The organism is Streptomyces sp. NPDC006602, assembly GCF_042870385.1.
GTDB lineage: Bacteria > Actinomycetota > Actinomycetes > Streptomycetales > Streptomycetaceae > Streptomyces.
Genome location: NZ_JBIAHG010000020.1, coordinates 99146 through 123357, shown reverse-complemented (window position 1 = coordinate 123357; position 24212 = coordinate 99146). Strand labels below are relative to the sequence as shown.

The window sequence follows — 24212 nt, the reverse complement described above, 5'->3', positions numbered from 1 at the left end:
GAGGTGCCGTCAGCCCTTGACCGCGCCGAGCATCACGCCCGAGACGAAGTAGCGCTGGACGAACGGGTACACGCACAGAATCGGCAGCGCGGTGAGCACGATGGTGACCGCCTGGATGTTCGCCCCGACCTGGCTGAGCTGCTCCGTGGCGGCACCGGCGTTGCCGCCGCCGGTGGCGCCCGAGATGAGGTTGCGCAGGTAGACGGTGGCCGGCATCAGCTCGGTGCTGTCCATGTACAGGAAGGCCGCGAACCAGGAGTTCCAGAAGGCCACCGAGTAGAAGAGGATCATCGTCGCGACGACCGCCTTGGACAGCGGCAGCACGATGCGGAAGAGGATGCCGTACGTGCTGAGTCCGTCGATCTGCGCGGCCTCCTCCAGATCGGTCGGCAGGCTCTCGAAGAAGGCCTTCATCACCAGGAGGTTGAAGACGCTGATCGCGTTCGGGATCGCCAGCGCCCAGATGGTGTTCTTCATGCCGAGGCTGCTGATCAGCACGTAGTTGGGGATCAGACCGCCGGTGAAGAACATGGTGAACACGGCGATGCCGACGAGCGCTCCGCGCCCGGGCAGGTGCTTCTTCGACAGGACGTAGGCGTAACAGGTCGTCAGGACCATGGCGATGACGGTGGACACGACCGTGTAGAGCACGGAGTTGCCGTAGTTCCGCCAGAACATCGAGTCCTGGAACACGATCTTGTACGTGGTGAGGTTGAAGCCCTGGGGCCACAGCGTCACCTCACCCGCCCGGATCTGGCGTTCGCCGCTGAAGGACCGCGCGACGATGTTGAGGAACGGGTACAGGGTCACGACCACGACCAGGGTGAGGATCACCCCGTTGACACCCTGGAAGACGCGGTAACCACGCGTGGGCCGGTGGACGCTCACCACAGGCTCGTCCCCACTGTGCGACGCGAGAGCTGGTTGGCGGAGATGATCAGCACCAGGCCGATGACCGCCTCGAACAGGCCGATGGCCGCGGCGTAGCTGAAGCTGTTGGACTCGACACCGGTCCGGTAGACGTACGTGGAGATCACGTCGGCCTTCGGATACGTCAGCGGGTTGTACAGCAGCAGGACCTTCTCGAAGCCGACCGCCATGAACGTGCCGATGTTGAGGATCAGCAGCGTGATCATCGTGGGCCGGATGCCGGGCAGGGTGACGTGCCAGATCTGCTTCAGGCGGTTGGCACCGTCGATGCGCGCGGCCTCGTACAGGTCCTCGTCGATCGTGGTGAGCGCGGCGAGATAGAGGATCGTGCCCCAGCCCGCGGTCTGCCAGACCTCGGAGCCGACGTAGATCGTGCGGAACCACTCCGGTTCCTGGATGAACCGGATCGGATCGTGCCCGAACCAGCCGAGCGCGTGGTTGACCGGGCCGTCCGTGGCGAGCATCTGCATGGTGATGCCCGCGACGATCACGATCGACAGGAAGTGCGGAAGGTACGACACCGACTGCACGAACCGCTTCAGCGAACGTCTGCGCACCTCGTTGAGCAGCAGCGCCAGCACGATCGGGATCGGGAAGCAGAAGAGCAGCGTGAGCCCGCCGAGCCACAGGGTGTTGCGGAACACCTGCCAGAAGGTGGGGTCGGTGAGGAACATACGCACATAGCGCAGCCCCACCCACTGCTCCCCGAAGATCGAGCCGCCTGGCTCGAAGCGCCGGAAGGCGATGACGTTGCCGACCATCGGCAGATAGCGGAAGACCAGGAAGAACAGCAGCGGCAGGATCGCCAGCGAGTACAGCTGCCAGTTGCGGCGCAGGGTCCGCCGCCATCCGGGGCGGGCGGGTCCGCGCGTACGGCGGCGGGGTGCGGCCCTGGCCGGAGGGGGGTCCTGGGTGCCCGGCGGTGGGGCCGACGTGGTGGACGTGCTCATGCTCGGGCCTCCCGGGGCATGGGACGCGGAACCGAAACTTTCGAGCGCTTACCGGTAACTTCGCGGCAACTTAAGGGCAGCAGAAAGCGCTGTCAATGGGTGCTGCACGGGGGAAGGTTGAGGCCTGAGACGGTTGTGCCGCCGTGGATTCACTCCGGGAGGAGAGTGGAAGAGATGAAGGGATCGGCGCGGTCGCTTCGGAACTTTCTGCCATACGGCCGCAACGATCGGACCGAGCCGCCCCGTTGACGCCTGTGAGGTGCCGCCGTGCCCGCGTTCGACCTGCCCCTGAGAGACCTGGAGCACTACCGACCGGCCCCCGAAGAGCCCGCCGACTTCGACGAGTTCTGGCTCGGCACCCTCAAGGAGGCCGGGCAGTCGGACCCGGTGGTGTCGGCCGAGCCGGTGGACAGCGGTCTACGGCTGACGGAGACCTGGGACGTCACTTTCCGCGGCTTCGCCGGCGATCCGGTCCGCGCCTGGTACAGCCGGCCCGCCGGGGTGCGCGCGGCGCTGCCCGCGGTGGTCGAGTACGCCGGGTACGGCCGGGGGCGCGGCCTCCCGCACGAGCGGCTGACCTGGGTGAACGCCGGGTATGCGCACCTGCTCATGGACAACCGGGGCCAGGGCGACCAGTACGGCTGCGGCGGCGACACCCCCGACCCGCACGCGGGAGCGCCCGGCGGCCCCGGCCACGCGGCACGCGGCCTGCTCGCCCCGCAGGACCACCACTTCCGCCGCCTGATCACCGACGCGGTGCGCGCGGTCGCCGCGGTGCGGGAACTGCCCGGGGTGGACGGCCGGCGCGTCGCGGTCGTCGGCAACAGCCAGGGCGGCGGACTCGCCCTCGCCGTCGCGGGGTTGGTGCCGGACCTGGCGGCGGTCCTGGTCACCGCCCCCTTCCTGTGCGGCATCCGGCGCGCGCTCGAGCTCACCGACGCGGCCCCGTACGGCGAGATCACCGCGTACCTGTCCGTGCACCGGGGCGCCGAACAGGCCGCATACCGAACCCTGTCCTACCTGGAGGGCATCTCCTTCGCCCGGCGCGCGCAGGCCCCGGCGCACTTCGGGGTGGGCCTGCGTGACACGGTGTGCCCGCCGAGCGGGGCGTACGCCGCCTTCAACCGCTACGGGGAGTTGACCGGCGCGGACCCCCGCAAGGAGATCCACGCCTATCCGTACAACGGTCACGAAGGCGGCGACGCGGTGCATGTGCGGCGCCAACTCGACTGGGCGGCCGGGGTGTTCACACCGCCCACCGAATCCACCACGAGTGGATCGTCGGAAGGGTGATTCAGCCGACCCGGCAGGGAAGTGACGTCGCCGTGTCACCGCCGGAGCCGGAGACGACGTATCCGAACGTCGCGCTCTCCCCCGGATCGAGCGAGCCGTTCCAGTCGGCGTTGTGGACCATCACCGCCTGGCCGCTGTATGTCGCGTTGCCGCTCCAGAGGCTTTCGACCTTCTGGCCGCTCGGCAGCGTCCAGTCGACCATCCAGCCCAGCATCGGCACGTCGCCGGAGTTGGTGACGGTCACCTCGGACTGGTAGCCGCCGTTCCAACTGCCCGTCGTCCTGCGGGTGGCCGTGCAGGTGCCCGGCACCGGCTCGGTCGGGTTGCCCGGGTCGTGAATGCCGGTGACCTCTCCGTTGCCGCCGTCGAAGACGACGTCGGAGCAGGAGTAGAAGGTCTCCGCGCTGTCCGAGCGCTGCCACACCATGTAGATGATGTGGCGTCCCGACTTGCCGTCGGGGAGCTTGCCGTTCCAGGAGTAGTTGGCCTCGACCGTGCCCGGGCTGCCGTTGAGCGGCGGATGGTCGACGGAGAGGAAGGGCTGCTCCTCCATGTCGTCCCAGGTGAGGGTCTGCTTCGGGTCGAAACCGTCCTTCGTGACGTAGACGTAGAACCAACCCGGGTGCGCGGCCCATGCGTTGTAGGAGAAGTCGACCGTCGCGCCCGAGGTGAGGTGGGTGAGCGGCCAGTCGTCGCGGGCCGCGTTGAAGCCCGTGAAGTTGGTGTTGCCGCCGCTGCACAGCTCGCCGTCCGGCACGAAGCCGCGGGTGCGGCCGGCGCCGTCCGAGCGCAGCACCGAGAACCAGTTGTAGAACGGCGTGGTTCCGCTGACCTGCTGTGCGTTCTTGCAGGCCGGGTTGACCGGCTTGATCTCACCGGTGTCGGTGAGGCCGTCCTGCCAGCACAGGAAGGTACGGCTGCCGGGCTTCATCGGGGTGCCGTGGGCCTTGGCCTCGCCGCCGGCCGTGACGACCAGGCTGAGCGCCGGGATCGTCGCGAGCAGGGCCACGAGAACGAGGAAGAGGGCTCTGGCGCGGGTGGGGGGTGTTAATCGGCGCGGGGAGTCGGCGGACTCCGCCGTTGTCCTTGTCATGATCATGACAGATCAGTCCGTTCCTTGAGGTACGGGCCGTGTGGAGGCGTGTGTGCGGATGCGTGGTGCGGAAGCGGGGGGTGGGGGGCGACCACGGGGCGGGTTCCGGTCCACCGCATGGGAGCGCTCCCACCCCACCTGTGGGGGAAGCTAGCGCCGAGTGGCCGACTTGTAAACGTCTGGCGCACAAGGGCCGCGCCTTGGTGGGTGCGGCGCTCGGGGTGCCGGTGCCGTCAGTGGTGGTGCGGGGGAGATCAGGAGGTGCCGGCGCGGTCCGGACGTACGGAGAAGGCCGTGTCGCCGGCCACGGCCACGATCGCGTCCTTCACGAGCAGCACGCTCGGGATCCTGTCCTGCGCCGACGTACCCCGCTCGTCCAGCTGGTCCGTGGTCCACCGTACGGCGCCGGTTTCACGGTCGAGGGCGAGGAGGCGGCCGTAACGGTTGGCGAAGCAGAGGCGGTCGTACGTCGTCGACATCACCGGCGCCGACAGGTTCTCGATCCGCGTCCCCTGCTGCATATAGCCGCCGATGGACCCGATGGGCTCCGATTCCCCGGTGCTCGGCGGCATGTTCCGGTCACCCATCCCAAATCCCCTGTGCCGCACGGCGGTTCAGCCGCATCAGACCAGTGCCCGTCCCCGGGCCAGGTCGCGGAGGCCGGATCACCTAGACCGACGCCGGCCTGCTCCGGGCCGCCTGCACTCCCGCCGGATCGTCCGCCGCCGGGAGGTCGACGGTGAACTCCGTGCACCCGGGGACGCTGTGCACGTCGATACGGCCGCCGTGCGCTGACGTGATCGCCGCCGCGATGGCCAGTCCCAGCCCCGACCCTCCCGCTCGCGCGTCCGTGCGGGACCGGGACGTGTCGGCTCTGGTGAAGGGTTCGAAGACCCGGGGCCGGAGGGCGGGCGGGATGCCGGGGCCGTCGTCGCGGACGCGGACGACACAGCGGGCGGCGGTGGGCTCGACGGATGCCACCACTGTTGTGCCCACAGGTGTGTGCATACGCGCGTTGGCCAACAGGTTGGCAACCACCTGACGGAGCCGGGTCTCGTCACCGACGACCAGCGCGGGGGCGTCGAGGGACAGGTCCAGCTGCCATTCGTGGCCGCCGCCCGCGGCCCGCGCGTCCCACACCGCCTCCGCGACCAGCGCCGCCATGTCAACCTCGGCGGACTGCAACGCCCGCCCCTCGTCGAGGCGGGCCAGCAGGAACAGGTCCTCCACCAGGCCGGTCATCCGGGCCGACTCGGCAAAGACGCGGCGCCAGGCCAGTACCGGCTCGACGCGGTCCGTCCCGCGGTTCATCAACTCCGCGTATCCCGCGATGGAGGCGAGCGGCGTACGGAGTTCATGGCTGGCGTCGGCGAGGAAGCGCCGCATCTTCTCCTCGCTGCGGCGCACCCGCTCCTCGCTGCGGCGCACCCGCTCCTCGCTGCGCTGCCGCTCGGCGAGCGAGGACTCGACGTGGTCGATCAGACGGTTGAGCGCGGCGCCGACCTGGCCGGCCTCGCTGCCGGGGTCGGTGTCGGGTTCGGGCACCCGGGTCAGACCGAGGTGCTCGACGCGGCCGAGGGGCGCGCGGGCAACCTCGGCGGCGGTGGCGGCGACCCGGTCGAGGGGCCGCAGCTGGCGTCGTACGACGAGAGCGCAGGAACAGCCCGCGAGGACGAGCCCGGTACCCGCGAGGACCGCTTCGACCACGACCAGGCAGCTGATCATGTGGCGTACGTCGTCCATCGGGAGCCCGGTCAGCACGCGGAGCCCGTTGTCGTCGAGTGCGGTGATCCGGTAGGTGCCGAGGCCGGGGACGGTCCGGGTGTGCTTCGAACCGTCGGTGCCGATGCCCTGCAGGGCGGTGCGCTGGGTGGTGGTGAGTGTCTTGGGCGCGGCGTCCGGACCGACGACCTCCGCGGAGAGCACGGTGCCGTCGGCGTCGAGTCGGGCGGCGAGCGTGCCTGTGGGTTGGCCGGATTCGTGGAGGAAGCCCAGGCCGTCCTCGAGCCGCGGGTGGAGCGAGGCGCCGCCCAGGCTGCGTTCGGCGGCGCTGGTGACGCGGTCGTCCAGAGCGCCCATGAGATAGGCGCGTTGGACGTATGCGGTGGCGAACGCCATCGTGGCGCCCACGACGACGAGGGTGGCACCGACGAAGAGGAGCAGCCGGGTGCGCAGGCGGTGCGCGCGCGGCCTCGGGCGCGTCGGACTCCGCGGACACCTCGGACGCCACGGGCGCGGCTTGGCAGTCATCTGCGCTCCTCCGCCGGCCTGATCGGGTGGCCCGAGCAGGGTGCTGGTCATCGGGGTCCGGCCCGCCTCGGCCGCGGGCCGGGCGGCCGTACCCGCGCGGCGCACCTCGCGGCTGTCTCGGTCGGCACGAGGTCGCCGAGCACGCCCACCGAGTCGCCGTCGCCGGCATCGAGGCCCTGGAGGCGCCGCTCCCACGGCCTGTCGAGCACGACGGCGTGCGGGGCGCGGCCTCGGGCGGCGCGCGACGCGCTGTGCCCGTCCGCGGCCGGGGAGGTCCGCGGGACGGCCCCGGTGTCGGCCGCGGACACTTCGGTGAGCGTGGGCTCGTCGTCGACGATCTGCACGCGAACGCGGCCGGTTCGGGACCCGGCGGTGCCAGTCATGTACCGATCGTGTCCCCGTCCGCTGAGGGAACCCTGTGTTCCACCTGAGGGTGGGTGATGACCTGGGATGTCCTGGTTCCGCACACGGCGAGGGGCCGCACCCCCGTCATCGGGGATGCGGCCCCTCAACTGCCCTGCCGTACCGCTTACTTGCGGATGAGCGAGCGCAGCACGTACTGCATGATGCCGCCGTTGCGGTAGTAGTCCGCCTCGCCGGGGGTGTCGATGCGGACGACGGCGTCGAACTCGACGCCCGTGTCGGTGGTGACCTTGACCGTGCGCGGCGTGGTGCCGTTGTTGAGCTCCTCGACGCCGGCGAAGGAGAAGGTCTCCTCGCCGGTCAGGCCGAAGGACTGGGCCGAGGTGCCCTCCGGGAACTGGAGCGGCAGCACGCCCATGCCGATGAGGTTCGAGCGGTGGATGCGCTCGTACGACTCGGCGATGACGGCCTTGACGCCGAGGAGGGCCGTGCCCTTGGCGGCCCAGTCGCGGGACGAGCCGGAGCCGTACTCCTTGCCGGCCAGGATGGCCAGCGGGATGCCCTGCTCGATGTAGTTGCGGGAGGCGTCGTAGATGAAGGAGACGGGGGCGTCGCCCTTCGTGAAGTCGCGGGTGTAGCCGCCCTCGGTGCCCGGCGCGATCTGGTTGCGCAGGCGGATGTTGGCGAACGTGCCGCGGATCATGACCTCGTGGTTGCCTCGGCGGGAGCCGTAGGAGTTGAAGTCACGACGCTCCACACCGTGCTCGGTGAGGTACTTGCCCGCCGGGGTGTCGGCCTTGATCGCACCGGCCGGGGAGATGTGGTCGGTGGTGACCGAGTCGCCCAGCTTGGCGAGGACGCGGGCGCCCGTGATGTCGGAGACCGGGGTGGTCTCCATCGTCATGCCCTCGAAGTAGGGGGGCTTGCGGACGTACGTGGACTGCGGGTCCCACTCGAAGGTGTTGCCGGTCGGGATCGGCAGCGCCTGCCACTGGGCGTCGCCCGCGAAGACGTCCCGGTAGGACTTGTTGAACATGTCCTCGCCGATGGCGTTCGCCACGACGTCGTTGACCTCGGCCTCGGAGGGCCAGATGTCCCTCAGGAAGACCGGGTTGCCGTCCTGGTCGGCGCCCAGGGCGTCCTTGGTGATGTCCACCTTCATGGAGCCGGCGAGGGCGTACGCGACGACCAGCGGCGGGGACGCCAGGTAGTTCATCTTGACGTCGGGGTTGATACGGCCCTCGAAGTTCCGGTTGCCGGAGAGGACCGAGGTGACCGCGAGGTCGTGGTCGTTGACGGCCTTGGAGACCTCCTCCGGCAGCGGGCCGGAGTTGCCGATGCAGGTGGTGCAGCCGTAGCCGACGAGGTTGAAGCCGACCTTGTCGAGGTAGGGGGTGAGCCCCGCCTTGTCGAAGTAGTCGGTGACGACCTTGGAACCCGGGGCGAGGGTGGTCTTGACCCACGGCTTGCGGGTCAGGCCCTTCTCCACGGCCTTCTTCGCGACGAGCGCGGCGGCGACCATGACGTACGGGTTGGAGGTGTTGGTGCAGGAGGTGATGGCCGCGACCGTCACCGCGCCGTGGTCGATCTCGTACGTCGAGCCGTCGGGGGCGGTCACGGTGACCGGGTTGGACGGGGCGCCGTTCGGGGCGACGGCCGGGGCGTCGGAGGCCGGGAAGGACTCCTGGCCGGCCTCGTCGACGCTGTCGACGTAGTTGCGTACGTCCGTCTTGAACTGCTCGGCGGCGTTGGCGAGGACGATGCGGTCCTGCGGGCGCTTCGGGCCGGCGATGGAGGGCACGACCGTCGACAGGTCGAGCTCCAGCTTCTCGGAGAAGTCCGGCTCGGCCTTCGGGTCCAGCCAGAGGCCCTGCTCCTTGGCGTACGCCTCGACGAGCGCGAGCTGCTGCGCATCGCGGCCGGTGAGCTTCAGGTACTTGATGGTCTCGTCGTCGATCGGGAAGATCGCGGCGGTGGAGCCGAACTCCGGCGACATGTTGCCGATGGTGGCGCGGTTCGCGAGCGAGGTGGCGGACACGCCCTCGCCGTAGAACTCGACGAACTTTCCGACGACACCGTGCTTGCGCAGCATCTCGGTGATCGTGAGCACCAGGTCGGTGGCGGTCGTGCCGGGCTTGAGCTCACCGGTCAGCTTGAAGCCGACGACGCGCGGGATGAGCATCGAGACCGGCTGGCCGAGCATCGCGGCCTCGGCCTCGATACCGCCGACGCCCCAGCCCAGCACACCGAGGCCGTTGACCATGGTGGTGTGCGAGTCGGTGCCGACCAGGGTGTCGGGGTAGGCCTGTCCGCCCCGGACCATGACGGTGCGGGCCAGGTGCTCGATGTTCACCTGGTGGACGATGCCGGTGCCGGGCGGGACGACCTTGAAGTCGTCGAACGCGGTCTGACCCCAGCGCAGGAACTGGTAGCGCTCCTTGTTGCGGCCGTACTCCAGCTCGACGTTCTGCGCGAAGGCCTCGTTGGTGCCGAACTTGTCGGCGATGACGGAGTGGTCGATGACCAGCTCGGCCGGGGAGAGCGGGTTGACCTTCGCCGGGTCGCCGCCGAGCTCCTTCACGGCCTCACGCATGGTGGCGAGGTCGACGACACAGGGCACGCCGGTGAAGTCCTGCATGATCACGCGGGCCGGCGTGAACTGGATCTCCTGAGATGGCTGAGCCTGCGAGTCCCAGCCGCCGAGGGCGCGGATGTGGTCGGCGGTGATGTTCGCGCCGTCCTCCGTGCGGAGCAGGTTCTCGAGCAGGACCTTGAGGCTGTAGGGCAGGCGGGCCGAGCCCTCCACCTTGTCCAGCCGGAAGATCTCGTACGACTCGTCGCCCACCTGCAGCGTGCTGCGGGCGTCGAAGCTGTTCGCCGACACGACAGTCTCCTTCATTTTTGTGCGCTTACCACCGCATCCTGCCGCCACTCCGTCTTGGCCGATCCGCTAAGGTAAGGCTAAGTTAGGCATGCCTTACTGTCAGACCGATGATGGCGTGCGACCGCAGTGCACCTCGGCAGATATCTCGATGTCGAGATAACTCTAGTACATGGGCGCGGAATGGTCATGCCCGGCCCCGCGCGAAACCGCCATGTCCGCGCGACCGTCATGCCCGCGCGCCTTCCGGGTATCCGGTACGGGACGAAAGGGGGCGGGAATGCCGCTTACGTTCCGCAAGAGTTTCCGGATCCTTCCCGGAGTGCGCCTGAACATCAACAAGCGCTCCTGGTCCATCACCACCGGCGGCCACAAGGGCCCGCGGCACACGCACAGCAGTACAGGACGTCGTACGACATCGATGGACCTGCCCGGACCTTTCGGGTGGCGCCGCACGCGTAACGCCAGGCGGCATTGACGGCCATCACCCGAACGGACCCCTCAAGAGGTCCCATCTCATATCTGAGATAGCCTCAACCTCATGGCAGACGACTACCTCGTACGCATCGGCAAGCTCATCCGTGACGCCCGGCAGCACCGGGGCTGGACACAGTCTCAGCTCGCCGAGGCGCTCGGCACCAGTCAGAGCGCCGTGAATCGCGTCGAGCGCGGCAACCAGAACATCAGCCTTGAGATGATCGCTCGAATCGGCGAAGCGCTGGACAGCGAAATCGTCTCCCTGGGCTATGCGGGGCCGATGCATCTGCGGGTGGTAGGCGGCCGCCGGCTGTCCGGCGCCATCGACGTGAAGACCAGCAAGAACGCGTGCGTGGCACTGCTGTGCGCCTCCCTGCTCAACCGGGGGCGCACGGTGCTGCGCCGGGTCGCCCGCATCGAGGAGGTCTACCGCCTGCTGGAGGTCCTCAACTCCATCGGCGTACGCACCCGCTGGATCAACGACGGCGTCGACCTGGAACTCGTCCCGCCGGCCGAGCTGAACATGGCGGCGATCGACGCGGAGGCGGCCGTACGGACGCGGTCCATCATCATGTTCCTCGGTCCGCTGCTGCACCGCATGGACCGCTTCAAACTGCCGTACGCCGGCGGCTGCGACCTCGGTACGCGGACCATCGAACCGCACATGATCGCGCTGCGCCGGTTCGGGCTGGAGGTCGCGGCGACCGAGGGGCAGTACCACGCGACGGTCGACCGGTCCGTACGGCCCGCCCGGCCGATCGTGCTGACCGAGCGCGGGGACACGGTCACCGAGAACGCGCTCCTCGCCGCCGCCCGGCACGACGGCATCACCGTCATCCGCAACGCCTCCTCCAACTACATGGTCCAGGACCTGTGCTTCTTCCTGGAGGCCCTGGGCGTCGAGGTGGAGGGCATCGGCACCACCACGCTCACCGTGCACGGCGTGCCGGACATCAACGCGGACGTCGACTACTCCCCCTCCGAGGACCCGGTCGAGGCGATGAGCCTGCTGGCCGCCGCCGTCGTCACCGAGTCGGAACTGACGGTGCGCCGCGTGCCCATCGAGTTCCTGGAGATCGAGCTCGCGGTCCTGGAGGAGATGGGCCTCGACCACGACCGCACGCCGGAGTACCCCGCTGACAACGGCCGCACCCGCCTGGTGGACCTCACCGTCCGGCCCTCCAAGCTGGAGGCGCCGATCGACAAGATCCACCCGATGCCGTTCCCCGGCCTGAACATCGACAACGTCCCGTTCTTCGCGGCCATCGCGGCCGCCGCGTCGGGCAAGACGCTGATCCACGACTGGGTCTACGACAACCGCGCGATCTACCTCACGGATCTGAACCGACTCGGCGGGCGCCTCCAACTCCTCGACCCGCACCGCGTGTTGGTGGAAGGCCCGACCCGCTGGCGCGCCGCCGAGATGATGTGCCCGCCGGCCCTGCGCCCCGCCGTGGTCGTGCTGCTGGCGATGATGGCGGCCGAGGGCACGTCCGTGCTGCGGAACGTGTACGTCATCAACCGCGGGTACGAGGACCTGGCCGAGCGGCTCAACTCGGTGGGGGCGCAGATCGAGACGTTCCGGGACATCTGAGCAGCCTTGAGGTACCGGCGAGGCGAGGCGTCGGTCCTCGGGTGCGTCCGATCCTGTACGGCGGAGGCGTCGCGGGCGGGACACCTCCGCCGTACGTGGGCGCGATCTTCCACCAGTGCTCCCTGACCGGTTCCTGGGCGGCACGCAGCCTGACGTCACTCCCCGCCGCGGTGGACCGACCCGGCCCGGCAGGGCCGAGCCGCCCCGTTTGCGGCTCGACGCCCCCGCACGGCAGGGTGCGGGGGTGGCCACTTTGCTGATCGTGCATCACACGCCCTCGCCGAACTGCCAGGCGCTGTTCGAGGCCGTCGTCGCCGGTGCGACCGACCCGGAGATCGCGGGGGTCCGCGTCGTGCGGCGGGCCGCGCTGGCCGCGACGGCGTCCGACGTGCTGCAAGCCGACGGGTACCTGCTCGGTACGCCGGCGAACCTCGGCTACATGTCCGGCGCGCTGAAGCACTTCTTCGACCAGGTCTACTACCCCTGCCTCGACGCCACGCAGGGCCGCCCGTTCGGGTACTACGTGCACGGCGGCAACGACGTGACCGGAGCGGTCCGCGGCATCGAGGCGATCACGACCGGCCTCGGCTGGCGACGGGCCGCCGAGGCCGTGACCGTGACGGGCGAGCCCGGCAAGGCGGACGTGGAGGCGTGCTGGGAGCTGGGCGCGACGGTCGCCGCGGGGCTGATGGACTGACGCCGCGCTCAGCCCTCGATCAGGGTGCCGTCCTGGCGCTGGGCCGCGTGGAAGCCGGGCAGCGGGGCAGGCCGCCCAACGGGCGCAGCTCCATCAGGATGGCTTCTGCCGGTGCAGCGGTAGGTGCCGGAGGGGGACGGTCCCGTCGGACGCGATACGGCCCGTCGGTCGACCGTCACGGTCACGTACGGGTCGGTGCTCGTGGGGGTGGCCAGGGCGGCGGGAGCGACCGGCAGGAGCAGCGCGGCACCGGCGGCGGGCGACGAGGGCAGGACGCAGGGACATGGGAAGACGTCCTGGAAGTGGGGCCTCCACTGGTACGTGGCACGAGCGTCCGCGGCCGTGACCGTCACCCCTTCGGTGGCGAGTGGGCACCGGCGGTAGTCGAAGGGTCCGGGTGTTGTCCGCGTGATGTCCGCGTGTTGTCACGCTTCGCGGCGGGCTGTTCCGATGAGTTCGCGGCGGGAGGATCGTCTGTTCTACGGACCCGATCCGACGGTCCTACCGACGTGGAGGTGCGCCATGTGTTCCCACCAGCCTTCGTGCCCCGCAACCGACAACCACGCCCCGCACGTCGTCGCCGCCCACCCCGAGCAGGGCTGGAACCTGCTGTGCGACGGCGCGATCGTCTTCGACGACACGGGCGAGCTGCTGCCGGACGGCCGGATCGTCGCCCCGCACCGGGTACCCGTCGAGCGGCTCACGATCGCCGCCTGACGCCAGGTCCTAGGGCAGCACGGCGAAGCCGTCGAGCTCGACCAGCGCCTGGTCGTCCCACAGGCGTACGACCTCCACGACCGCCATCGCGGGGTAGTCACGGCCCGCCAACTGGCGCCAGGTGCGGCCGAGTTCGGGGGCGTGGGTGCGGTACGCGGCGATGTCCGTGGCGTAGACGGTGACGCGGGCGAGGTCGGCGGGGGTGCCGCCGACGGCGGTCAGGGCGGTCAGAAGGTTGGTGAGGGCCTTCTCGAACTGCTCGTGGAGTGTGTCGCCGACCACCTTGCCGTCGGTGTCGAGCGCGGTCTGGCCGGCGAGGAAGACGAGCCGGGTGCCGGTGGCGACGACGGCGTGGGAGAAGCCGGTGGGCGGGGAGAGTGCGGGCGGGTTCACGCGCTCGGTGCTCACAGGGCCTCCTGGTTCGCGTACAGCTCCTTGGCGATGATGCCGCGTTGGACCTCGGTGGCGCCCTCGTAGATGCGCGGGGCGCGTACCTCGCGGTAGAGGTGTTCGAGGAGGTGGCCGCGGCGCAGGGCGCGGGCGCCGTGGAGTTGGACGGCCGCGTCGACGACGTACTGCGCGGTCTCGGTGGCGAGCAGTTTGGCCATCGCCGCGCGCCCCGGGACGTCCGGTGAGCCTCGGTCGTACGCCGTCGCCGCCGCGTACACCATGAGGCGGGCCGCCTCGGTGCGCAGGGCCATCTCGGCGACCTGGTGGGCAACCGTCTGCAGATCCCTCAACTTGCCGCCGAACGCGTCGCGTCGGGAGGTGTGCGCGAGGGTGGCGTCCAGGGCGGCCTGGGCCATGCCGACCGCGAAGGCGCCGACGCTGGGGCGGAAGAGGTTGAGGGTGCCCATGGCGACCCGGAAGCCGCGGTCGGCCTCGCCGAGCACGTCGTCGGCGGTCACCGGGACGGCGTCGAAGTCGAGGCTGCCGATGGGATGCGGCGAGAGCATGTCCAGGGCCGTGCCGGTGAGGCCGGGGCGGTCGGCGGGGACGAGGAAGGCGGTGACGCCACGGGCGCCGGCGCCGGGGGTGGTGCGGGCGAAGACGGTGTAGAAGTCGGCCTCCGGTGCGTTGGAGATCCAGCACTTCTCCCCGGTGAGCCGCCAGCGCGCTGGGCCGTCGGGATCTACGGTGAGCGGGATGCCGGGTGGCACATCGCCGGGCTGGGCGTCGGAGGACACGCCGGGGCGCGTGCCGCTGGGTGAGGCGCCCGAGGAGACGCCGGAGCGCGACCCGCCGGCTGAGGCGTCGGAGGACACGCCGAAGCGCGCACCACCCCGCTCGGCGGCGAGGGAGGCACCGTCTCCCCAGTCAGCCCCGTCTCCCCGGTCGCCCGCGTCGCCCCCGTCTCCCGGCTCGGCAACCGGCGTGCCGGTCGGTCGGCGGCTCTCCGGTTCCGCGCGCAGCGTCAGCGCTGCCGCGTCCGAGCCCGCACCCGGCTCGCTCAGGGCGAAGGCAGCCACCGCCGTGCCGTCGGCCACGCGGGGCAGCCAGCGGTCCCGCTGGGCCGGGGTGCCGTGGGCGTGGACCGGGTGTGCGCCCAGGCCCTGGAGGGCGAGGGCGGTCTCCGCCTCGGTGCAGGCGTACGCGAGGGACTCCCGCATCAGGCAGAGGTCGAGGGCTCCGGAGGTGAACAGGCGGGCCAGCAGACCGAGTTGGCCGAGTTCCGCGACGAGCGGGCGGTTGACGTGGCCCGGTTCGCCCTTCTCCGCGAGGGGGCGCAGCCGGTCCACGGCCAGGGCGCGCAGCTCCGCACACCAGGCGATCTGTGATGGTTCGAGTGAGAATGCGGGCATTGCCGGTCCTCTCTCCCCGCAGCCCTGCGGCCACTCCCCCGACGGTATCGCGCACCGTTGACTGCCGTCACCAACACGATACGCTCGATGCGCGAACCCACCAGGGACGACTACCCGACGCCCACCACCGACGCCCACAAGGCAAGGGGGCGAACCGCCAATGAACCCCTCGGCCCACGTCGACACCTTCGCCCGCGACCACCTCCCGCCTCCCGACCAGTGGCCCGAGCTCCGCTTCGACCTGCCGGAGCTGGACTACCCCGATCGGCTGAACAGCGCCGCCGAACTGCTCGCGGGGCCGGCCGCGGACCGACCGGTGTTCCACACACCGGCGGGCGGTACCTGGACGTACGGCGACCTGCGTACCCGCGTGGACCGCATCGCGCACGTCCTCACCCGTGACCTCGGGGTCGTCCCCGGCAACCGCGTCCTGCTGCGCGGCCCCACCACGCCCTGGCTGGCCGCCTGCTGGCTGGCGGCCCTGAAGGCGGGCGCGGTCGCCGTCACCGTGCTGGCCCAGCAGCGCCCGCACGAGCTGGCCACGATGTGCGAGATCGCCCGCGTAGAGCACGCCCTGTGCGACATCCGGGCCGTCGACGACCTCGCCAAGGCCGAGGTACCGGGGCTCAGGATCACGACGTACGGCGGCGACACCCCCGACGACCTGCTGAATCGGGCGACGCCCGAGGAGCCGTACACCGCCGTGGACACCGCGGCCGACGACGTCGCGCTGATCGCGTTCACGTCCGGGACCACCGGCCGCCCGAAGGGCTGTATGCACTTCCACCGGGACGTGCTGGCGATCGCCGACACCTTCGCGCGCCATGTGCTCAGGCCACACTCCGAGGACGTCTTCACCGGCAGCCCGCCACTCGGTTTCACCTTCGGACTCGGCGGGCTGGTGGTCTTCCCGATGCGCGTGGGGGCGAGCGCGCTGCTCCTCGAACAGGCCGGTCCACGGCAGCTGTTGCCCGCGATCGCCGAGCACCGGGTGTCGGTTCTGTTCACCGCGCCGACCGCGTATCGCGCGATGCTCGACGAGCTCGACGCCCACGACGTCTCCTCGCTGCGCCGCTGCGTCTCCGCCGGCGAGAACCTCCCGGCCGCCACCTGGCGGGCCTGGCACGAGCGGACCGGGCTGCGCGTCATCAACGGCATCGGCGCCACCGAGCTGCTGCACATCTTCATCTCCGCGGCCGACGAGCACATCAGGCCGGGGACGACGGGAGTGCCCGTACCGGGATGGCACGCGCGCGTGCAGGACGAGAGCGGCACGCCGGTGCCCGACGGCGAGCCCGGGCTGCTGGCGGTGCGCGGTCCGGTCGGGTGCCGCTATCTCGCCGACCCGCGGCAGCGGGAGTACGTGCGCGACGGCTGGAACGTCACCGGCGACACCTATGTCCGCGAGCACGATGGCTACTTCCGGTACGTCGCCCGCGCGGACGACATGATCATCTCGGCCGGGTACAACATCGCCGGACCCGAGGTCGAGGACGCGCTGCTGCGTCACCCGGACGTCCTGGAGGCGGCGGTCGTGGGGCGGCCCGACGAGGCGCGCGGGCAGGTCGTGGTGGCCTTCGCCGTCCTCAAGGAGGGCGCCGAACGGGACACCGAGGCGCTGCGCGCCTTCGTGCGATCCGAGCTGGCGCCCTACAAATGCCCGCGCGAGATCGTCCTGCTGGACGCGCTGCCGCGCACAGCGACCGGAAAGCTTCAGCGATTCAAGCTGCGCACCGATGGTGACCAGCAGTGATGCCGACGACCTAAGATGATCAACGTGTCCGACCAGCATGCACCACGGTCTCTCATCGTCACGCTCTACGGCGCGTACGGGCGCTTCATGCCCGGCCCGGTGCCCGTCGCCGAGCTGATCCGACTGCTGGCCGCGGTCGGCGTCGACGGCCCCTCCGTACGCTCGTCCGTGTCCCGGCTCAAACGGCGCGGGCTGCTCCTGCCGGCCCGTACGGCACAGGGCGCGGCGGGGTACGAACTGTCGCCGGACGCCCGCCAGTTGCTCGACGACGGCGACCGGCGTATCTACGCCACCACTCCGCCGGACGACGAGGGCTGGGTGCTCGCGGTGTTCTCCGTGCCGGAGTCCGAGCGGCAGAAGCGGCACGTGCTGCGCTCGCGGCTGGCCGGGCTCGGTTTCGGCACCGCCGCGCCCGGCGTGTGGATCGCCCCGGCGCGGCTGTACGACGAGAGCCGGCACACCCTCCAGCGGCTGCGCCTCGCCCCGTACGTCGACTTCTTCCGCGGTGAGCACCTCGGCTTCGCGCCGACCGCGGAGGCCGTCGCCCGCTGGTGGGACCTGGCGGCGATCGCCAAGGAGCACGAAGCGTTCCTCGACCGCCACGCGCGTGTGCTGCGCGACTGGGAGGGGCGCACGGACGCCCCGGCCGAGGATGCCTACCGCGACTACCTCCTCGCCCTCGACACCTGGCGCCACCTGCCCTACGCCGATCCCGGGCTGCCCGCCGGCCTGCTCCCCCCGGACTGGCCGGGCGCCCGATCGGCCGCGGTGTTCCGGGGACTGCACGAACGGCTGCGGGACGCGGGGGCCGCCTTCGTGGGCCTATGAACGCCTTCAGCGCCGTGTGACGCCTCCGCGGGCATGTGACCTCAGACACACCACTGGCCCCTAAGGGAACCCTCAGTCTCCTCTGTCCTTCTTCTCAAGTTTCTTACCTGAGACCCGCGTACGCCCTCAAGTCCCCAGGGTCAGGCGGGGCTTGGGGGCGTCCGTGCGTCCGGTCTGCGGGCGGCGGCTGCCCGCCCGGTACGGCGTCGGCCAGGCGACGCCCGGCCCGTCGTATCCCTGCTCGGCCGCGGCGTGCAGGGTCCAGTGGGGGTCGTAGAGGTGCGGGCGGGCGAGGGCGCACAGGTCCGTACGTCCGGCGAGGATCAGGGAGTTGACGTCGTCCCAGGAGGAGATGGCGCCGACCGCGATCACCGGGATGCCGGTGGCGTGGCGGATGCGGTCCGCGTACGGAGTCTGGTACGAGCGTCCGAACTCCGGCCGTTCCTCGGCCACGACCTGCCCGGTCGACACGTCGATCGCGTCGGCGCCGTGCGCGGCGAAGGCGCGGGCGATCTCGACGGCGTCCTCGGCCGTGTTCCCGCCCTCGGCCCAGTCGGTGGCGGAGATGCGGACGGTCAGGGGCTTCTCCTCCGGCCACACACCGCGTACGGCGTCGAAGACCTCCAGCGGGAAGCGCAGCCGCTTCGCGAGTGAGCCGCCGTAGGCGTCGGTGCGGCGGTTGGTCAGCGGGGAGAGGAAGCCGGAGAGCAAGTAGCCGTGCGCGCAGTGCAGTTCGAGAAGGTCGAAACCGGCACGGGCAGCCCGCCCAGCCGCCGAGGTGAACTGCTCGCGGATGTCGGTGAGTTGAGCGCGGGACAGCTCGCGCGGGGTCTGGCTGGACGGCTTGTACGGGATCGGGGACGCTGCCAGGAGCGGCCAGTTGCCGTCCTCCAGGGCTTCGTCCATGCCCTCCCACATGAGCTTGGTCGAGCCCTTGCGCCCGCTGTGGCCGAGCTGCACGCCGATCGCGGTGCCGGGGGCCTGGGTGTGCACGAAGGTGGTGATCCGTTTCCAGGCCTCGGCCTGCTTGCCGGTGTAGAGGCCGGTGCAGCCGGGGGTGATCCGACCCTCTGGGGACACGCACACCATCTCGGTCATCACCAGGCCGGCACCGCCGAGGGCCCGTGCGCCCAGGTGGACAAGGTGGAAGTCACCCGGGAGGCCGTCGGTGGCCGAGTACATGTCCATGGGTGAGACGACGACCCGGTTGCGCAGGGTCAGACCGCGCAGCCGGAACGGTGTGAACATCGGAGGCGTGCCGGGCGGGCAGCCGAACTCGCGCTCCACGGCCTCGGTGAAGTGGGCGTCGCGCAGGCGGAGGTTGTCGTGGGTGACACGGCGGCTGCGGGTGAGCAGGTTGAAGGCGAACTGGCGGGGCGGCTGGTCGAGGTACCGGCCGAGGTTCTCGAACCACTCCAGGCTGGCGCGGGCAGCGCGCTGCGTGGAGGCGACGACGGGGCGCCGCTCCTGCTCGTACGCCGTCAAGGCCCGTTCCAGGCAGTCGTGTTCCTCCAGACAGGCGGCCAGCGCGAGGGCGTCCTCGACGGCCAGCTTGGTGCCGGAGCCGATGGAGAAGTGGGCGGTGTGGGCGGCGTCGCCCAGCAGGACCACGTTGCCGTGCGACCAGCGCTCGTTGACCACCGTACGGAAGGTGCTCCAGGACGACTTGTTGGACCTGAGCGGCCTGCCGCCCAGCGCGTCCGCGAAGATCTTGGCGCAGCGCTCGACGGACCCCTGCTCGTCGAGTTCCTCGAAGCCCGCCGCCCGCCAGACCTCCTCCCGCATCTCGACGATCACGGTGGAGGCGTCGGCCGCGTACGGATAGCCGTGCAGCTGCATCACGCCGTGCTCGGTCTCGGCGATCTCGAAGCGGAAAGCGTCCAGCGCGAAGTCGGCCGCGAGCCAGATGTAACGGCAGTGGTGGGCGGCCACATGGGGCCGGAACACATGGGCGTACGCCTCACGGGTGGTGCTGTGCACACCGTCGGCGGCGATGACGAGGTCGTACGACTCCGCGAGCCAGGACGGGTACGGCGCCTCGGAGTGGAAGCGGAGCTCTACGCCGAGGGCGCGGCAGCGGTCGTGCAGGATTTCCAGGAGGCGTTTCCTGCCCAGGGCGGCGAAGCCGTGTCCTCCGGAGGTGTGGCAGGTGCCGCGGTGGACGATGTCTATGTCGTCCCAGCGGACGAACTGCTGCTGCAGGGCCGCGTAGACGATCGGGTCGGCGTGTTCTATGCCGCCGAGGGTTTCGTCGGAGAGGACCACTCCGAAGCCGAAGGTGTCGCCGGGGGCGTTGCGTTCCCAGACGGTGACCTCACGGTCGGGGCGGAGACGTTTCAGCAGGGCTGCGGCGTACAGGCCGCCGGGGCCGCCGCCGATGATCGCGATGCGGTGGGGGTGGCTGGTCTCGTGGCGCGAGTGCGGGCCGGTGGGGGCTGGTTGCGCCCCGCGGCGGAGCCGCATATCGACACAGCCCCGCGCCCCTGAGGTACGTGTCCCTGAGGTCGGCATTACCGCCCCCGCCACTTCGGCGGTCGCTTCTGCGTGAAGGCCGCGTGGAACTCGGCGTAGTCCTCGCCGTTCATCAGCAGGGCCTGGGTGGCGGCGTCCAGTTCCACCGCCGCGGCCAGCGGCATGTCCAGTTCTGCCGTGAGCAGCGCCTTCGTCTGGGCGTACGCCAGTGCCGGGCCCTCGGCCAGGCGGCGGGCCAGCGCCTCGGCGGCCTCGTCGGCGCGGCCCTCGTCGGTCAGTTCGCTGATCAGGCCGATGCGCTCGGCCTCGGGGGCGCGGACCGGCTCGCCGAGCATGAGCAGGCGGGTGGCGTGGCCGAGGCCCACGACGCGGGGCAGGAGGTAGGCGGCACCCATGTCGCCGCCGGACAGGCCCACGCGCGTGAACAGGAAGGCGAAGCGGGCCGAGGGGTCGGCGACCCGGAAGTCCGCGGCGAGGGCCAGCACCGCGCCCGCGCCGGCCGCCACGCCGTGCACCGCCGCGATCACCGGGAACGGGCATTCCCGTACGGCCCGCACCACCTGCCCGGTCATCCGGTTGAAGTCCAGGAGCTGGGCGGTGTCCATGGCCAGGGTGGCGCCGATGATCTCGTCGACGTCGCCGCCGGAGCAGAAGCCGCGCCCCTGACCCGCCAGCACCAAGGCGCGCACGGATCGTTCCCGGGACAGTTCGGCGAGCAGGTCGCGCAGGTCGGCGTAGGCGCCGAAGGTGAGCGCGTTGAGCTTGTCGGGGCGGGCGAGGGTGACGGTGGCGACGCCGTCGGCGAGGTCGACGCGGAGGTGCTTCCAGTCGGGGGTGCGGGCGGCGGAGCCGGTGAAGGGACTCACGAGGTGCGGCCTCCTCGTTCGGGTGGCGGGCACTGCCTCACGGAACTCTGTCCTCCGAAGCTATCACTCATCCGTGACTGTCGTCACGACAGCGCTATACGCCGGAGCCGGGACATGGCTCCGGATGTGACCCGGCCCCGTCACATCCGTCACGGCTCGTCCACATCCACGTAACGGGGGGAGCAGCCGTGCGAGGCGGGGCGTTCATCCGGGTAAGCCGCCCGCAACGGGGCCGATGGTCCCGTACGGTGCCCGTCGGACGCCTCTGCGGGGCGGCGCCGTACCATTCATAAGGTTGAAAGCAGGACAGCCTGCTCATGAACGGACCCGCCTTGTACGAACGCCCCTCAGCCTCCGCTTCCTGGCGCATCGCGCTGCCGCACTCCGCCGCGGCCGTGCCGGTGGCCCGCGCCCTGGTGCGCACCGCGCTGGCCGAGCTGGACCACGGGGCCGACAGTGACACCGCGGAACTGCTGACGGCGGAGCTGGTGGCGAACGCCGTGGAGCACACCGCCGGGGACACGCCGATAGAGCTGGTGGTGGAACTGCTGCCGAGCGGCTGCCAGGTCGAGGTGCACGACCCTGACCCGGCACCGCCCGGCAACCTCACGCGCCCGGCGGCCACCGAGCCCGACCCCTGGCAGGAGCACGGGCGCGGTCTGCTGCTGATCCGCGCCCTCAGCTCGTCCTGCGGTCACCGCCCCACCGAGTCCGGCAAGGCGGTGTGGTTCCGACTGCCGACGGTGCCGCCCCAGCGGCGTCCGATGTGACCGGCTGAGACCTGCCGAGGTCCACTGAGGTCCACTGAGGCATGCCGAGGCCTGCTCAGGCCAGGGAAGCCACCAAGATCGCCTTGATGGTGTGCATCCGGTTCTCCGCCTCGTCGAAGACGACCGAGTGCTCCGACTCGAAGACCTCGTCGGTCACCTCGAGGGACTCCAGGCCGTGGGTGGCGTAGATCTCCTGCCCGACCTTGGTGCCCAGGTCGTGGAAGGCCGGCAGGCAGTGCAGGAACTTCACGTCCGGGTTGCCGGTGGCGCGCAGGACGTCCATGGTCACGGCGTACGGGGCGAGGGCGGTGATCCGCTCGTCCCAGACCTCCTTGGGCTCGCCCATGGAGACCCAGACGTCGGTGGCGACGAAGTCGGCGCCGCCGACGCCTTCGTCGACCTTCTCGGTGAGGGTGATGCGGGCGCCGCTGGTCTCGGAGAGCTTGCGGGCCCGGCCGATGATCTCCTCGGAGGGCCAGTACGACCGGGGCGCGACGATCCGCACGTCCATACCGAGCAGGGCGCCGGTGATCAGGTACGAGTTGCCCATGTTGAAGCGGGCGTCGCCGAGGTAGGCGAAGGCGATCTGCTGGACGGGGGCTCCACTGTGCTCGGTCATCGTCAGCACGTCGGCGAGCATCTGGGTGGGGTGCCACTCGTCGGTGAGGCCGTTGTAGACGGGCACGCCGGCGTACGCGGCGAGCTCCTCGACCTTGGCCTGGCTGTCCCCTCGGTACTCGATCGCGTCATACATCCGGCCCAGCACTCGCGCGGTGTCCTTCACGGACTCCTTGTGGCCGATCTGTGAGCCGGAGGGGTCCAGATACGTCGTCGAGGCGCCCTGGTCGGCGGCGGCGACCTCGAACGCGCAGCGGGTGCGCGTCGAGGTCTTCTCGAAGATCAGCGCGATGTTCCGGCCCCGCAGGTACTGCGTCTCGGCCCCGGCCTTCTTGGCGGCCTTCAACTCGGCGGCCAGCTCGATCAGGCCGAGGAACTCCCCCTCGGTGAAGTCCAGTTCCTTGAGGAAGTGGCGGCCGGCGAGGGCGGTCGGGACTGTCGCCATGGGGGGCGCTCCAGGGATATGCGAACAAGTACGCTGGAACTCTATACGATGATTGACATTTCTATACAGTCCCTCCAGCCGTCTCCAGCCGTCTTCAGCCCTCCCCGGCGATTCCTGGCCATCCCTACACAGCCTCCCGTTCGAGCGGACAGCTCATGCACCGTGGCCCGCCCCTGCCCCGCCCCAGCTCGCTCCCCGGGATCTCGATCACCTCGATGCCCTGCTTGCGCAGGTGCGTGTTGGTCGTGGCGTTGCGCTCGTAGGCGACGACGACGCCCGGCTCGACGGCCAGGACGTTGCAGCCGTCGTCCCACTGCTCGCGCTCGGCCGCGTGCACGTCCTGGGTGGCGGTCAGCACGCGGATCTCGTTGAGGCCGAGGGCAGCGGCGATCGCGCGGTGCATGTGCTCCGGCGGGTGGTCGGTGACCTTGAGCTCCTTGTCGCCGACGCCCGGTTCGATGGTGTAGGAGCGAAGCATGCCGAGCCCGGCGTACTGCGTGAAGGTGTCGCCGTCGACCATCGTCATCACGGTGTCGAGGTGCATGAAGGCGCGCCCCTTGGGCATGTCGAGGGCCACGATCGTCTGCGCGGAGCCGGCGTCGAACAGCTTGTGCGCGAGCATCTCGACGGCCTGCGGCGTGGTCCGCTCGCTCATGCCGATGAGCACGGCCCCGTTGCCGATGACGAGGACGTCCCCGCCTTCGATGGTCGACGGGTAGTCGACCTGCCCCTCCGACCAGACCCGGAACGTTTCGTCGCGGAACAGCGGGTGGTGCCGGTAGATCGCCTCGAAGTGCACGGTCTCGCGCTGCCGGGCCGGCCAGCGCATCGCGTTGATGGACACGCCGTCGTAGATCCAGGCGGAGGTGTCGCGGGTGAAGAGGTGATTGGGCAGCGGACCCAGCAGGAAGTCGTCGAGCTCCATGACGTGGAAGCGCACGGAGGTCGGCTCCTCGTGCACTTCCAGGAACTCCCGCTTGGTCATGCCGCCGACCAGCGCCTCGGCGAGGTCCCGGGCGGGCAGGGTCTCGAAGGCGGCCCGGAGGTGGTCGGTGGCGAGTACCCCGTACTCCTTCTCGTCGAAGACCCGGTCAAGGACGAGCGTCCTGGCCGCGGGGATCTCCAGAGCCTCGCTGAGCAGGTCGCCGAAGAGGTGGACGGCGACGCCGCGGTCGCGCAGCACGTCGGCGAACCCGTCGTGCTCCGCGCGCGCCCGGCGCACCCAGAGCACGTCGTCGAAGAGGAGGGCGTCCTTGTTGCTGGGGGTGAGCCTTTTGAGCTCGAGATCCGGCCGGTGCAGGATGACGCGGCGCAGCCGCCCGGCCTCGGAGTCGACATGCAGTGCCATGCCTCCATCCTGACCATCGAGAGGCGTCTTGACCCGTCGCTCACGTGTTTCCACGACCACTTGTT

The 24212-nt window shown here is 70.4% G+C and carries 22 protein-coding genes; 8 read left to right on the top strand and 14 right to left on the bottom strand.

The features are described 5' to 3' along the window. Positions 1–9 precede the first annotated feature (9 nt). Together ACFYO2_RS35005 and ACFYO2_RS35000 are read right to left on the bottom strand one after the other, a co-directional pair. Entirely contained in the window at positions 10–891 is an 882-nt protein-coding gene (locus tag ACFYO2_RS35005) for a carbohydrate ABC transporter permease (protein ID WP_388357308.1), read from the bottom strand. Further along, positions 885–1880 carry an ABC transporter permease gene (locus ACFYO2_RS35000; RefSeq protein WP_388357307.1) on the bottom strand — a complete coding sequence of 332 codons (996 nt, stop codon included), beginning with the start codon at positions 1878–1880 and terminating at the stop codon, positions 885–887. The genes ACFYO2_RS35005 and ACFYO2_RS35000 overlap by 7 nt, the downstream gene beginning before the upstream one ends. A 267-nt stretch (positions 1881–2147) precedes the next feature. On the opposite strand from ACFYO2_RS35000, the gene ACFYO2_RS34995 reads away from it, so the two are divergent. Next, positions 2148–3173 carry an acetylxylan esterase gene (locus ACFYO2_RS34995; RefSeq protein WP_388357304.1) on the top strand — a complete coding sequence of 342 codons (1026 nt, stop codon included), beginning with the start codon at positions 2148–2150 and terminating at the stop codon, positions 3171–3173. Position 3174: 1 nt separating this feature from the next. On the opposite strand, the gene ACFYO2_RS34990 is transcribed toward ACFYO2_RS34995, so the two are convergent. The 5 genes from ACFYO2_RS34990 to acnA all read right to left on the bottom strand — a co-directional run bounded on the left by ACFYO2_RS34990 (position 3175) and on the right by acnA (position 9763). Beyond that, entirely contained in the window at positions 3175–4266 is a 1092-nt protein-coding gene (locus tag ACFYO2_RS34990; RefSeq protein ID WP_388357302.1) for a lytic polysaccharide monooxygenase, read from the bottom strand. A gap of 254 nt (positions 4267–4520) precedes the next feature. Continuing rightward, positions 4521–4853, bottom strand: a complete 333-nt coding sequence (locus tag ACFYO2_RS34985) for a hypothetical protein (RefSeq protein WP_388357300.1) — start codon at positions 4851–4853, stop codon at positions 4521–4523. 82 nt (positions 4854–4935) lie between these two features. Beyond that, positions 4936–6516 carry a sensor histidine kinase gene (locus tag ACFYO2_RS34980; RefSeq protein WP_388357298.1) on the bottom strand — a complete coding sequence of 527 codons (1581 nt, stop codon included), beginning with the start codon at positions 6514–6516 and terminating at the stop codon, positions 4936–4938. Between the two features lie 47 nt (positions 6517–6563). After that, positions 6564–6899, bottom strand: coding sequence for a hypothetical protein (locus ACFYO2_RS34975; RefSeq protein ID WP_388357296.1), 336 nt, complete (start codon positions 6897–6899; stop codon positions 6564–6566). 146 nt (positions 6900–7045) lie between these two features. Then, a complete protein-coding gene (gene acnA / locus ACFYO2_RS34970) occupies positions 7046–9763 on the bottom strand; it encodes an aconitate hydratase AcnA (protein ID WP_388357293.1) in 2718 nt (905 codons plus the stop codon). Positions 9764–10040: 277 nt separating this feature from the next. On the opposite strand from acnA, the gene ACFYO2_RS34965 reads away from it, so the two are divergent. From ACFYO2_RS34965 to ACFYO2_RS34955, 3 genes are all read left to right on the top strand, one after another. Continuing rightward, a complete protein-coding gene (locus ACFYO2_RS34965; protein ID WP_388357292.1) occupies positions 10041–10238 on the top strand; it encodes a DUF4236 domain-containing protein in 198 nt (65 codons plus the stop codon). Between the two features lie 63 nt (positions 10239–10301). Continuing rightward, complete coding sequence (locus ACFYO2_RS34960; protein ID WP_388357289.1) at positions 10302–11831, top strand: helix-turn-helix domain-containing protein; 1530 nt, start codon at positions 10302–10304, stop codon at positions 11829–11831. A gap of 244 nt (positions 11832–12075) precedes the next feature. After that, positions 12076–12528 carry a flavodoxin family protein gene (locus ACFYO2_RS34955; protein WP_388357287.1) on the top strand — a complete coding sequence of 151 codons (453 nt, stop codon included), beginning with the start codon at positions 12076–12078 and terminating at the stop codon, positions 12526–12528. 8 nt (positions 12529–12536) lie between these two features. On the opposite strand, the gene ACFYO2_RS34950 is transcribed toward ACFYO2_RS34955, so the two are convergent. After that, positions 12537–12881 (bottom strand): hypothetical protein, encoded by a 345-nt coding sequence (locus ACFYO2_RS34950; RefSeq protein ID WP_388357284.1) that lies wholly within the window; start codon positions 12879–12881, stop codon positions 12537–12539. A gap of 169 nt (positions 12882–13050) precedes the next feature. Between ACFYO2_RS34950 and ACFYO2_RS34945 the strand changes: the two genes are divergently transcribed. After that, positions 13051–13245 (top strand): DUF5999 family protein, encoded by a 195-nt coding sequence (locus ACFYO2_RS34945; RefSeq protein ID WP_388357282.1) that lies wholly within the window; start codon positions 13051–13053, stop codon positions 13243–13245. 9 nt (positions 13246–13254) lie between these two features. Here the strand turns inward: ACFYO2_RS34945 and ACFYO2_RS34940 are convergent, their stop codons facing one another. Together ACFYO2_RS34940 and ACFYO2_RS34935 are read right to left on the bottom strand one after the other, a co-directional pair. Continuing rightward, positions 13255–13653 carry a RidA family protein gene (locus ACFYO2_RS34940; RefSeq protein ID WP_388357280.1) on the bottom strand — a complete coding sequence of 133 codons (399 nt, stop codon included), beginning with the start codon at positions 13651–13653 and terminating at the stop codon, positions 13255–13257. Further along, positions 13650–15047: an acyl-CoA dehydrogenase family protein gene (locus tag ACFYO2_RS34935; RefSeq protein ID WP_388357277.1), complete on the bottom strand. Its 1398-nt coding sequence runs from the start codon at positions 15045–15047 to the stop codon at positions 13650–13652. Before ACFYO2_RS34935 ends, ACFYO2_RS34940 begins: the two co-directional genes overlap by 4 nt. A gap of 160 nt (positions 15048–15207) precedes the next feature. Here ACFYO2_RS34935 and ACFYO2_RS34930 point away from each other — a divergent pair, with 160 nt between their 5' ends. After that, entirely contained in the window at positions 15208–16800 is a 1593-nt protein-coding gene (locus ACFYO2_RS34930) for an AMP-binding protein (RefSeq protein ID WP_388357274.1), read from the top strand. Between the two features lie 15 nt (positions 16801–16815). Beyond that, entirely contained in the window at positions 16816–17628 is an 813-nt protein-coding gene (locus tag ACFYO2_RS34925; protein WP_388357271.1) for a PaaX family transcriptional regulator C-terminal domain-containing protein, read from the top strand. 126 nt (positions 17629–17754) lie between these two features. On the opposite strand, the gene ACFYO2_RS34920 is transcribed toward ACFYO2_RS34925, so the two are convergent. Next, on the bottom strand, positions 17755–20091 hold the full coding sequence (locus ACFYO2_RS34920; RefSeq protein WP_388357268.1) for a bifunctional salicylyl-CoA 5-hydroxylase/oxidoreductase: 2337 nt from the start codon (positions 20089–20091) through the stop codon (positions 17755–17757). Positions 20092–20138: 47 nt separating this feature from the next. Then, a complete protein-coding gene (locus tag ACFYO2_RS34915; protein ID WP_388357266.1) occupies positions 20139–20966 on the bottom strand; it encodes an enoyl-CoA hydratase family protein in 828 nt (275 codons plus the stop codon). 317 nt (positions 20967–21283) lie between these two features. Between ACFYO2_RS34915 and ACFYO2_RS34910 the strand changes: the two genes are divergently transcribed. Then, positions 21284–21736, top strand: a complete 453-nt coding sequence (locus tag ACFYO2_RS34910; protein WP_388357263.1) for an ATP-binding protein — start codon at positions 21284–21286, stop codon at positions 21734–21736. A gap of 55 nt (positions 21737–21791) precedes the next feature. Here the strand turns inward: ACFYO2_RS34910 and argF are convergent, their stop codons facing one another. Together argF and ACFYO2_RS34900 are read right to left on the bottom strand one after the other, a co-directional pair. After that, positions 21792–22799: an ornithine carbamoyltransferase gene (gene argF / locus ACFYO2_RS34905; RefSeq protein WP_388357261.1), complete on the bottom strand. Its 1008-nt coding sequence runs from the start codon at positions 22797–22799 to the stop codon at positions 21792–21794. Between the two features lie 124 nt (positions 22800–22923). Further along, complete coding sequence (locus ACFYO2_RS34900) at positions 22924–24147, bottom strand: arginine deiminase (RefSeq protein WP_388357258.1); 1224 nt, start codon at positions 24145–24147, stop codon at positions 22924–22926. Positions 24148–24212: the final 65 nt, after the last annotated feature.